Here is a 12,372-nt window from a genome sequence, read left to right on the forward strand (position 1 = left end):
CCTTTACTCGTTCCTCTATATTATCCGATATACCAATATATAAAACACCATTTATTTTATTGGTCATTATGTAAATATACCACAGCTTTACGGTTGCCATAATTGGATTAATAGTGCTCGATTTAAATTCTATTCCTTTCAGCAAAAATCCCTTTTCTTTCAACAAGCGGAAAGTATAAAAATATGCAATATCGATGATTCATCTTCTGAACATAAGATTCCTGCCTTCGCAGGAATTATGCTCCTTTACTCGTTCCTCTATATTATCCGATATCAATATATAAAACACCATTCATTTTATTGGTCATTATGTAAATATACCACAGCTTTACGGTTTCCATAATTGGATTAATAGTGCTCGATTTAAATTCTATTCCTTTCAACAAAAATCCCTTTTCTTTCAACAAGCGGAAAGTATAAAAATACGCAATATCGATGTTTCATCTTCTGAACATGAGATTCCTGCCTTCGCAGGAATTTAGGCTACGCCAGTACTCCCAAACCCACCTTCTCCCCGATCAGTCTCAGATAGCGCCTCAACAGCCACCCACTCCGCACGTTCATGTTTCGTGATGACCAATTGGGCAATGCGTTCGCCATTGACAATTTCAAAGTCTTCATCGGATAGGTTGATCAGGATCACCCCTATCTCGCCTCTATAATCGGCATCAATGGTTCCCGGCGCATTTAAAACGGTAATCCCATTTTTGGCGGCGAGTCCGCTGCGCGGTCTTACCTGTGCTTCAACGCCTATTGGAAGTTCAATAAATAAACCTGTACCTACAATACTTCTTTCTAAAGGTTTCAAAATTCTTGATTCGGATAAATTAGCGCGTAAATCCATTCCTGCCGAGGCTATGGTTTCATAGTTGGGCAGGGCGTGATTGGATTTGTTGATGATTTTTATTTTCATATTTAATTTATTTTTTGCCACAAATTCACGACTATTTAATTATCTAATCTAGAGGGAATCGTATGTTTTTATTTTTCTTTCACGAGTTGTTTAAGTTGATCTTTTTCGAGTTTCACTACCAAAAACAGGAATAGCATGAGCAAGCTTATTCCCACATAATAGTTCTCTCGATACACATAAAACGAAATTACCGAAAATGCGGTGGATACCAAGAGATAGAGTCCCATTTTTTTCAAATTATACGGGATGGGATAGTATTTGTTTCCGTAATAATAGGACACCAACATCATACAAGCGTAAGCTGATAAAGTAGCAATGGCCGATCCGACATAACTGATTATGGGAATGAGCCAAAAATTAAGTGCTAAGGTTAAAATCGCCCCGAACACCGAAATATAGGCCCCAAACTTGGTTCTATCCGTTACTTTATACCACACCGATAAATTATGGTAAATGCCGAGACATAAGTTGGCCAATAAAACAATGGGCACAATAACCATCGCCTTCCAATAAGCCTCATTCCCAATAAGTATAACTTTTAGAATATCAGCAAATACCACAACGCCCAATAGGATTGCAGAGCCGAAAATGACAAAATACTCTAGAATGCGGGCATAGTTCTTTTTAGGGTTTTCCGTATTGGCATGACTGAAAAAATAAGGTTCTACCCCAAGTTTGTAAGCCGTTACAAAAAGTGTCATAAACATGCCCAATTTATAACATGCTGAATACATGCCGATTTCCGTTTTAGCAATGTTCTCTGGCAATAATTTATCCAAAAGTACTCTATCAAACGTTTCGTTAATGGAAAAGGCAACACCGGCGATCAACACTGGAAATGCGTAACGCATCATCTGTTTCCAGAGAACGCTATCAAAAGTGTACTTGATTTTAAAATAAAATGAAGACATCAATAGCAAAGTGACTGCGCTAGCGACTAAATTGGCAATAAAAATATAATTAATTTCAAAATTCGGTTTGTAGATGGTGCCCAATACCGATGATTCTGTTGCTAAATCCTTTAACCATAACAATAGAAACAAGTTTAAACCTAGGTTAATGACAACATTAAGAATTTTGATGATGGCGTATTTCACGGGTCTCGCATTCGCTCTTAACCAAGCAAATGGAATAATGACCAAAGCATCCAACAACAAAATCCAAATCACCAGATTAATATATTCTGGTTTAATATCTATAAAATTTGCAATCTGGTTTTGAAAGGTTAAAGCCAGGACAAAAAACAGAAATGAGGAGGCAATCAAAGAGATGGAAGACGTTCCTACAACCTTGGCCTTATCGTCTTCCTTATTGAAGAACCTAAAAAAAGCAGTTTCCATGCCATAAGCCAAGATCACGTTGAATAAAACAAAATAGGAGAAAATCAGAGATACATCGCCATAATCCGCCACCGATTTCAACACACTTTCATCGGTGTGCAGACGCACCAACAGAAAACTCAACATTCGTGGTAGCACCGTGGCTAAACCATAAATAAAGGTCTGTTTAAAAAGGGTTTTAAATCCGCTCAACGTGGTTTTTAATTTGAGGTCAAAAGTAGGGAATCCCAAAGAGTTAAACAATTTTGAGGGGAAGTGTCCTTTAAAATAGTATCGCACGAACGTCAGTGGCCTTAGAACTTACGATGTCATCTTACTCTATGAAGATTTGTCCTTGATATTTTCTATCTTGAAATAGCGGGTATCGCCCTTAAATTTATAACTCACAATACATTCGGTATCCTCAATTTCAAAAGGAATGGTTCGTGGAACCCTAGGCGGTTTATTGGCCATTTCATCCAACGGATTACTGCTTATAATAATATCATCGTTTGAATTTTTTACATTATCAAATCTACCAACATATATGACATTCTCGTCTTCAGATATTCTAGACAGTTTTACGATTTGATTTCTATAATACACCGAGTCTAAAAGGATGTCCTTGTTTTCTTCAGATTGCATCGGAATGTATAAATTGTATCCAGATCCTCCCGAATCCTCTTCCGTAGTCCAGGGTTCTACATAAACGTCTCCAATAATTGCGGGTGCTTTTTTATCCATTTTTTTAGCGACAGAGCAACTGGATACGCTAATTGCCATGATGATAATTGTTGAGAAAAGATATATAGTTTTCATATTGTGCAGTTTTTGTTATTTAAAGATAACAAATAACAGTCCATAAAACAAATAGTGCGATGACCGGAAACTTCATTTGATCCGTTAAACCGATGCTATAAGTTTTGCCGAATCGACAGAATCAGTATAGGATTTTGATGACTATATGGTCATTTTCAAAACAATTTCATCTTTTAGCTTTAGCTTAAAACCCGTTGGATTTTGGCCGCGCCGGAATCCATAATATCAATAATTGGCCTCATTTCTCTTTAGACATCGTCCTCTAGGCTCATTACCTTCGTGGAGCACAATTTCTGAATGCAGGAACTGCGCCGCTTCGGCAGAATCTTTGACTTTAGAAGCGCTACGTTGTAGCATTTCTGCTTCAAAATCCATTAAAACACTTGGTCTTATTCCCGCTTTTTTCCATTCCGATAAAGGCTTGCATCCTTTGGAAATGCCCCGTGCAAGCGCCAGCGCATCAAGCAAAGCCTGATTTGCTCCCTGACCTTTGAATGGACTCATAGGATGGGCCGCATCTCCAATTAAAGTTACTGGACCAGCTTTTTCCAGTACATTTTTCTCTAGCAATTCTCGGTCATATACGGGATAACCAGAAACTTGTCTGTCCAAAGTGCCGGTTAAAATTTGGGAAATTGGATCGTGCCACTGCGTTCTTCTGCATGCTTCTTTCTTTAGAGCTTGGGCGCCTTGAGCACTTAAGGTCTGGGCTTCTTTTTCTGGCAGAGGAAAGCTCAGTTGCCACATCACCGAGTCGGCGTTATAAGGCATCACATAAATTCGCTCAGTGCCATTCGCCGTTTGGAATACCGTGGCCGAGTCCAACAAATCACTCTCCGAACACCGTTCAAGATCCTTCAATTGGCAAATACCCAATATGACCATGCAACCCAGATAGTGTAAAGGCGTCTTTTTACCAATCAGCAAGTTGCGCACGGAACTCCTGATGCCATCGGCACCCACCAAAAGATCTGCTTTGGTAATCTTTATTTTACCGCCCACTTGAAAGGTCAAATCAACATTACCACCTTCCCCTTGTTTCCAGTCAATTAGTTGGTGGTCCCACTGTACCTCGCCATGGCCGCCAAGCAGTTCGAGCAACTCTAAACGCAATGCTTGTCTTGCAATATGCACATTGGTACGTTTAGAAAATGATTCTCCCTTGGGCTGCATCCACTTTCGCATTCCCCATTCCCCAATTACTTTTCCTTCTGTAGTATGCACCACATGTCTTGTTGAAATTACACCATCCTTCAAAGAAAAAAGACCCAACCCTTCAATGGCTTTACTCGCCTGTTGCAACGTGAGGCCATAACCTTGAGATCGGGCCTGAAAGCTGGTATCGCGTTCATAAAGGGTGAAAGGGATGCCACGGTGCAAACAGGCGACCGCAAGTGCTACACCTCCTATGCCACCACCAATTATAGCTAGATGTGGATAATTTTCGTGGTCTGGAATAGAATGGCTAACGGCAGGAATTAGTCCAGACCCATGACAATTCATACATAAATCGAGGTGGCATTTTGGGCGAACTGGAGCCGTTCCTACTCCTTGGGTATTTTCAAAGTGTTCAAGGGCTTTTTGGTAACGGAGTTTTACTTTCTTTCTGAGCCTTCGTTTTATTTTGCCACTTCCACGGCATTCCTTACAGATAGCCCAATTAGTGGTTCTATTTTCCCGACTTTTATCTTCTTCTTTATCTAAATCCATCATAACGGAACCTTATATTAAAGAAGTAATCCAGATAAGTTTGGTTCATGATAAAGAAAGAATAGATGTTTTTCTGCATAAAAAATAAGGGATGTACGCGCTTTTTAATTTTGCGCAAAGATAATAAGCTGACCTTAACCGCTCGTATTTTTTAAGTGTTATTGCGATAAAATTTATGTGAATAGATAGAAGACACTCTGCCGCTAACGTCTGTGGGCGGCCATTTCCTTTTCTATAATTTGTGCGACAGCCTGTTTGTATTTGATCGGATTTGTAGCTTTTTTTATGGCTTTATAGGTTTTCTGGGGATTTGAAGTGGATTGGGAAAAGAACTCCCAAAAGCCTAACATCTTTAACTTTATTGGTGTGGGTCCAGACAAGTAGGCATCGTATTGCTGGTAGATAGTGTCGTGAAATTCAGAGAAGATGGTCCATCTGTTTTCGGGATATTCTGTCGTGTTGTTTTTGATCATACTGGGCAAAAACGGATCGGCAATCAACCCGCGCCCAATCATAAAATGATCCAGACTTGGAAAACGCTCTTCAAGAGCTTTAAACGCAGAAATGCTGGTAATATCGCCGTTATAGTACAACTTATGTTTGGTACTACCGATGCATTTTTCAAAAGCATCCAAATCGACAGGCCCTTTGTAGAGTTGCTTTCCTATTCTGGCGTGAATAGCAATGTTTTTAAGTGGATACTGATCTAAAATAGGAAAAACCTCTAGAATTTCTTCAGCGTTCTCGTACCCCATTCTCATTTTCATGGATACTAAAATATCTGTTTCATGATGGGCTCGATGTAAAATCTCATTAATTTTTGGAGGATTGCAGATTAATCCAGACCCCATGCCAGATTTGGCAACCATTGGATACGGGCACCCTAAATTCCAGTTCAATTCTTTATAACCCAAACTTTGCACATATTTGGCTACATAGATAAACTCTTCGGGATCGTTGGTGATGATTTGCGGGATCACCTCTAAGCCGGTGTTGTTCTCAGGCAGAATATCGTTTTCATAGGATTGCTTGATCTTCAATTTTCCATTAAGCCTAATATATGGGGAATAGAAGGTGTCAATCCCTCCAAAGTAATGATTAAAGGCATTACGAAATCGGAAATCGGTAAAACCCTGTAACGGTGATGAAAGGAGAGTGAGAGCCATTGTAGTATTTAGTGCGGCAAAGATAGAACAATTGGATGTGATTGTTTCTGCTAGAACACTCCAATTGGCATGCAGGTACGCGAATTGTTTTCTAGTTTAGGTCATGATGAAAAACCTAACAGGGTTTTGAAACTTATTAGGTGTGAAGATACTTTATGGAGGGCATTCCATTAACCCTGCTTTAATGCGTATTTTTGTCCCTTCTTAAATTTACAGGTCACTATGCAACATTATAAAGAAACATCTAACAAAAAAGATAAATCACAGCCAAAGGTCACTATGGCACAGGCCTTCAAAACGATCATTTGGCCTCGACGGAACTTAGTCTTTATCGGTTTAATCCTGATTGTTCTTAGAAGTCTGTCGGGGTTGATATTACCGTGGCAGAGTAAGGTATTGCTTGATGATGTCGTTCCAAATAAGGATATGTCCCAACTCTATACCTTAATCGCCATAGTTATCGCTGCTATTACCGTACAAGCAATAACCTCATTTTTATTGACCAGGATATTAAGTGTGCAAGCTCAATATTTAATCAGTGAATTGAGATCTCAAGTACAGAAAAAAGTTCTCTCATTACCGATCAGCTTTTTTGACAACACCAAATCGGGCGCGTTGGTTTCAAGAATCATGACTGACGTTGAAGGGGTCAGAAACCTTATAGGCACTGGCTTGGTTCAATTGGTAGGCGGATCTTTCACGGCCATTGTGTCCTTAATCATATTAATAAAATTGAATGCCTGGATGACGCTTTTTGTGTTATTGCCATTGTCCATCTTTGGTTTGGTAGCTTTAAAAGCCTTTAAATACATCCGTCCCATTTTTAGGGCGCGCGGAAAAATTAATGCTGAAGTGACGGGGCGACTGACCGAAACTCTGGCAGGGGTTCGCGTTATTAAAGCGTTCAATGCCGAAGCGCAAGAAAACAGTGTTTTCGAAAATGGGGTGGAAAGGCTCTATGAAAACGTCAAAAAGAGTTTAACGGCAACCGCATTAATGACCAGCTCTTCCACGTTTTTAATTGGAGTGGCCACCACGGGCATTATGGGCATGGGTGGGTATTATATGATGATTGGCGACATGACCACTGGGGACTTTTTATTTTTCACCCTAATTCTTGGCTTTATGATCGCTCCCATTGTTCAAATGAGCAATATTGGGAGCCAATTGACCGAGGCTTTGGCCGGCTTGGACAGAACTGAGGAACTCATGAATAAGACGGCCGAAGAAGACAACCCAAACAGAACCATTGAATTGAATACCTTAAAAGGTGACATAGAATTCACTGATGTGTCTTTTTCTTATGAAGAAGGCAAACAAATCTTGCATAACATCAATTTTAAAGCTCCAGCGGGTTCTGTCACTGCGTTGGTAGGAAGTTCAGGTTCTGGAAAATCGACTATTGCTGGGTTATCGGCAACATTTTTAACCCCGCAAATTGGAATGGTGACTATTGATAATCAAGATTTATCACGAGTAAAGTTAAGCAGCTACCGTCAATATTTAGGCGTGGTCCTGCAGGATGAATTTTTATTTGAAGGCACTATTCGTGAAAACATCCTATTCCCCAGACCAAATGCCACGGAAGAAGAATTGCAAAATGCGGTAACGGCCGCTTATGTGAACGAATTTACCGACCGCTTTGATGAAGGTTTGGATACTTTAATTGGTGAAAGAGGCGTCAAGCTTTCTGGCGGACAACGTCAACGTTTGGCGATTGCCCGTGCTATTTTGGCCAACCCAAAAGTCATTATTCTGGACGAAGCCACATCAAGTTTAGATACCCAAAGCGAGGCTTTGATTCAGAAAAGTTTGGCCGAATTGATTAAAGACCGAACGACTATTGTGATTGCGCATCGTTTGAGTACGATTAGAAAAGCCGATCAAATTTTGGTGATAGAAGCAGGTCATATTGTAGAACGTGGCACCCACGACCAATTGATTGCTAAAGAAGGAAGGTATTATGAGTTATATACCTATCAAGCGAAGATTTAGGTTGTATATGTTGCAAGCGTGCGCTAGGTTGGGACTTCATGAAACACCTCTCAGGTTTTTGAAACCTGTGAGGTGTTATGCTTTAGATTAGAGAGTTCACGGACGAGATGTCCACGGCAGAGACCCAAAAAACACATACCTATTTTGTTTAAGAAGCGTGACGTCATATATAATTGACCGAGCATATATTGTCCACGTCCCAGCCATACACTATCCATAGAGTATGTAGGGAGTATCTAGGGAGTTGATACGCTATACCTATCTATATTGGTCCGTCCTAAAATAGCTATATCTATATGGGTTATTGAGTAATGTTTGTTATAGTACTACAATTAAACAACCTAATCTATAAATGGCTTTAGGGTTATTTAGGTTTTGGACCATGTAAAAACGAAAACCACCCTGATTTCAGCCAATGAGCAGCCATAGCTTAAATACATCAACAATTAATTTGATGACATGGGAATATAAATTATATTCGACAATAAAAGCACCAAAACATACTGCTATCCATCTAAATAGACATATAAATGGCATGTTTGGTGCTTGTATATATAAGTTGGCAAACATTTCAACGCAACGCATAAAATTTTCATCTAATAAAAAAACTGTTATGAAAAAAATCCTAATTCTAATATTGACAATTGCAACACTGATAAATTGCTCAAATGATGATTCTATTAATGACCAAATTAATGGAAAATGGAAATTAATAGGAGTATCAACTATGGACTTTAATTCAAATCCACAAATTGATTATCCAAATGAAAATATTATTTATAATTTTCGACCAAACGGAATTTTATTGGTTACTGGAGGAGAAGATATTGGCTATCCAAATGGAGAATATGACTATTTTTTCGGAAAAGATTATTTAAGCGGAGCTCCAAGTGCAGGAGAGTCAAAAACTCTAATTGTAAATATAAATTCTACAAAATGGACTTATGATTTAACAAATGGAATAATGACTTTAAGTACTTCATATGTAGATGGACCTATCTTAAGGTTTGAACGGAAATAAAAAACGATTTGCCAACACCGTGTAAAAATAATTGCTTCGTTCTCGCCTACTTGGAAAATCCTGCGGATTTTCCAAAGGTTCGGTCAATGTTTATTATTTTAGGTGTTTGTCGCCGCAACTATTCTTACACATAAACGTTATACCACATATCCCAGTACGCAAACTTGTCTCATAAAACGGAAATTTTTTTTGAGTTTTAAGGACAAAAAAGTGACCGATTCGGCTAAAGAATAACAATCCGGAAGAAACTTTATTTCGGATTATTTTTTTTAAGATCTCTTTTCATTTGCTCAAACTTTAAAAATACTGATCGTTTTTTATTCTAAAACAAATCTTACGACCTAACCGTACATAAACTATTTAAAAAAATTAGGTTCAACAAACATTCGACTTAGCTAAAACAAGATCGCAGAAAATAAACTTCGAATTATTTTTGATGTTTATAGACCAAAATTCAATAAATTGGCTTCAGACAAAAGTTGAGCGGATTTTTTGCCATAATAGTTAAGGATTAAAATACGTGGTATAACACCGTGTACAAGCAATTGCTAAGGTCTGTGACCATTTGGAAAATCCTGCGGATTTCCCACAGTCACGTCTTATTTGGATTGGTTTGTGCAATCCGTCGCAACTGCTCGTACACATAAACGTTACCACACATTTGAAAAAAATCGTCTACATATTAACAATTCTACTGATATTAAGTTGTGAAAAGAAAACAACAGAAATTCGTTTTTACCCAACATACCCGATTTCGCAAAAAGACTCAATTGAAAATTTGAGCTTGGACAACTCAAAAATGAATTTTAAAGAGATTACCAATTGGATTGGCAAAAATCAAGACAACGAAATAACGTCGATTATTGAATTTAAAGACGATCAAATTGTAAAAAAGATAATACCATTTGTTCGTGGCAATGGACTATTTAAAGAACGGAATATTTTGAGACTTAAATCTGATTCAATATTGATTGATGATGGGTATCCAATAAGCGAATTAAAAAGAATTCTTAAACGTCATTACTCGAACAATGGAAAAGATTTTCGTTATCCAGATTCGTCGGAACGAGCTGGAGTTGAAATTACCCTTGACACCAACCAAACTGCAAACGAACTAAAACATTTTTTAATAAATTTAACACGAACATTTGACGAAGTTAAAAATGAGGAAAAAAATACGATTCAATTGAAATTTATTTTTGATTATTATAGACAAATTCCTCTGCCACCACCTCCACCAAAAATAATTGATTCTAAAACCGTGGAATAAAAACGTGTGGTAACACCGTGTAAAAATAATTGCTTGGTTCTCGCCTACTTGGAAATTCCTGCGGAATTCCCACAGGCTCGGTCAATTTTTATTATTTTAGGTGTTTAACCCACGCAACTATTCTTACACCAAACGTTGTGTTTAATTTGGACCAACTGTGCGGTTTTGCACAATGAATTATCAATAAATGAAGAGGATGCTGTTTTTAAGGGAAAGATTTTTCTTTGCCCAAGTCTTTCGATTTCATCGTTGAGAGCTCGCTATCAAAACGTTGGGAACGTAAAAGACTTGAACAAGTTAGTGAAATAAAATGACAAAGTCAACAGTTTTATTTTACTAACTTCAAAACAGATCTGCGCATTGATAAGTCCAGAAAAGACGACTCGATATCTCCGGATATCGCTCATATTTTATGGCTTCATTAAAGTGCGAAATTGCATTTTTGGGATGTTCTGGAACAGTTGGCCAAACTCCGTCTTTTACAAATAAAGGCTATTCCCCTAATTAAAAAGAGGAACGCCAAAATAAAAAACTAAACACAACAACAGCTAAAAACAATACCTGTCCCGCTTTTTTGGAAAGGATATTAATTTGGAAGCAAATTAATGTTAATTTAGTCACGCAGGTAAAACAGGTACTGTTCCTAGCTGCGAGACGTTGGTGGTAATGTAAAATGACAAAAGAAATCGAATTCAAAATATTTACTAAAAACAAAGGATTTAAATTGTCAGTGAATATTGTTGTTTATTCATTGTTATTTATTGGTATAGGAATCGCATATTTAGCCAGAGAATATCTTGACAATAGCACAATTGAAAATCTTGGTCAAGGAGTTGGAATTTTAGCTTGTATGTTAATGATATATTTTAAAATTACTCAAGCGTCAAAACGAAAATCACTTAATGGAAATCTAAACAAAAAATTGAGGTTCAGAACCCGTGAAATCTTAATTGATGACATAAAGATTGAACTAAATGAAATTAAGAAAATTGAGTTTTATATAAATGATTATTTTGATAAATGGGAATCCCAAGCGCCAGGAGACTTTGCTCCAGGAAGAACAAATGGAACATCTAACATATGTGAGTTAACCCTAATCAACGGACATAAAACTAAAGTGAATTTTCAACTAATGTATGAGAATGAATTCTTAAAAATGAGAGAACTATTACTACAATATTACTCTGAAAATAAGATTCATTTTTTAAAATTGATTGAATATTTGGGAATTGAGAAATACGAAGAAATACAAGAATTCAAAAAAACACTACCACCAACATTAGCTATAAGCAATGCGGGATAAGTGCCCAAACGAAAAGCAGTTGTATATTTACGAGGTCACCAAAACTTTTTGGCGATTTGAATAATAGAAATTAAAGAACAAAAGTTTTGGCTTAGTGCGAGTCCGAAAATGATTGCATTTTTGCCCCGCACTGCTCATAGCCGAGACGTTGTGTTTAATATTCCAAAACGACCCGAAAAATGTTAATTAACCTAATTGGAAGTGTTTTAATAAATCTCACAACAGGGATTATAATTTTGTATTCTGAAACTAAATCAAATGAAAGACAAAAGAAGGAAATAACTGGCAGATATTCATTGAAAGCCAATTTAGCCTATAAAGTTGTTGGAATGATATGTATAATTATCGGAATGATTTTGGTCAACATTATGATTTTAAATTGGAATGAAGAAATAAAGATTATTGCACCTTTAGTTGCTTCGATGTTTTTAATTCCCGGAATATTAATAATTATGTTTTATTATAACTATAGAGTTGAGTTCAATGAATCACGAATTATTGTTACGAACTGGAAAGGAACAAAAAAGACCTTTTATTGGAACGAATTAACTAAAATAAACTTCATCAACTCATTAAAATGTTTGTATATAAAATCAAGCTCTGAAAGAACATTAATTAATCAAGATTCTATTGGATTTATCAATTTTATAGAAATGATGGAACGAAAAACGGATTATACAACGGAAAAATTAAAAATTAGATAAAAATACTAAACACAATAACTAAGCATTCGTGTGGTCGGTACGACCCAACATGAATGCCGTGTTGACTGAACCGGTGTCTTTCGGTTTGCCCTTATGGGGAATGGTCTGTTTTTGGATTGGATTTTTGGGAGTCGGTTTTTCCTGTTTCGGAG

11 protein-coding genes are annotated in these 12,372 nt (G+C 37.3%); 5 read left to right on the forward strand and 6 right to left on the reverse strand.

Annotated elements, in window-relative coordinates; translation table 11 throughout:
- From VLZ86_RS16305 to VLZ86_RS06350, 6 genes are all read right to left on the reverse strand, one after another.
- The coding region (locus VLZ86_RS16305) for a GIY-YIG nuclease family protein (protein ID WP_414652544.1) at positions 1-100 on the reverse strand (100 nt) is incomplete at its 3' end.
- Between the two features lie 378 nt (positions 101-478).
- Entirely contained in the window at positions 479-913 is a 435-nt protein-coding gene (gene dut / locus VLZ86_RS06330) for a dUTP diphosphatase (protein ID WP_325449792.1), read from the reverse strand.
- A 68-nt stretch (positions 914-981) separates the two neighbouring features.
- Positions 982-2,445 (reverse strand): lipopolysaccharide biosynthesis protein, encoded by a 1,464-nt coding sequence (locus VLZ86_RS06335; protein ID WP_325449801.1) that lies wholly within the window; start codon positions 2,443-2,445, stop codon positions 982-984.
- A gap of 126 nt (positions 2,446-2,571) precedes the next feature.
- A complete protein-coding gene (locus VLZ86_RS06340; protein ID WP_325449793.1) occupies positions 2,572-3,051 on the reverse strand; it encodes a hypothetical protein in 480 nt (159 codons plus the stop codon).
- A 225-nt stretch (positions 3,052-3,276) separates the two neighbouring features.
- Positions 3,277-4,764 carry an FAD-dependent oxidoreductase gene (locus VLZ86_RS06345; RefSeq protein ID WP_325449794.1) on the reverse strand — a complete coding sequence of 496 codons (1,488 nt, stop codon included), beginning with the start codon at positions 4,762-4,764 and terminating at the stop codon, positions 3,277-3,279.
- Between the two features lie 200 nt (positions 4,765-4,964).
- The gene (locus tag VLZ86_RS06350) at positions 4,965-5,927 is read right to left on the reverse strand and encodes a tRNA-dihydrouridine synthase family protein (protein WP_325449795.1); all 963 of its coding nucleotides are present in this window, start codon (positions 5,925-5,927) and stop codon (positions 4,965-4,967) included.
- A gap of 222 nt (positions 5,928-6,149) precedes the next feature.
- Between VLZ86_RS06350 and VLZ86_RS06355 the strand changes: the two genes are divergently transcribed.
- The 5 genes from VLZ86_RS06355 (at position 6,150) to VLZ86_RS06375 (ending at position 12,220) form a co-directional block, all read left to right on the forward strand.
- Positions 6,150-7,922 carry an ABC transporter ATP-binding protein gene (locus VLZ86_RS06355; RefSeq protein WP_325449796.1) on the forward strand — a complete coding sequence of 591 codons (1,773 nt, stop codon included), beginning with the start codon at positions 6,150-6,152 and terminating at the stop codon, positions 7,920-7,922.
- Positions 7,923-8,535: 613 nt separating this feature from the next.
- Positions 8,536-8,943: a hypothetical protein gene (locus tag VLZ86_RS06360; protein ID WP_325449797.1), complete on the forward strand. Its 408-nt coding sequence runs from the start codon at positions 8,536-8,538 to the stop codon at positions 8,941-8,943.
- Between the two features lie 799 nt (positions 8,944-9,742).
- Positions 9,743-10,213, forward strand: coding sequence for a hypothetical protein (locus VLZ86_RS06365; protein WP_325449798.1), 471 nt, complete (start codon positions 9,743-9,745; stop codon positions 10,211-10,213).
- A gap of 673 nt (positions 10,214-10,886) precedes the next feature.
- A complete protein-coding gene (locus VLZ86_RS06370) occupies positions 10,887-11,516 on the forward strand; it encodes a hypothetical protein (RefSeq protein WP_325449799.1) in 630 nt (209 codons plus the stop codon).
- Positions 11,517-11,695: 179 nt separating this feature from the next.
- Positions 11,696-12,220 carry a hypothetical protein gene (locus tag VLZ86_RS06375; RefSeq protein ID WP_325449800.1) on the forward strand — a complete coding sequence of 175 codons (525 nt, stop codon included), beginning with the start codon at positions 11,696-11,698 and terminating at the stop codon, positions 12,218-12,220.
- Positions 12,221-12,372 lie beyond the last annotated feature (152 nt).

It is taken from the genome of Gelidibacter sp., from assembly GCF_035515035.1.
GTDB lineage: Bacteria > Bacteroidota > Bacteroidia > Flavobacteriales > Flavobacteriaceae > Gelidibacter.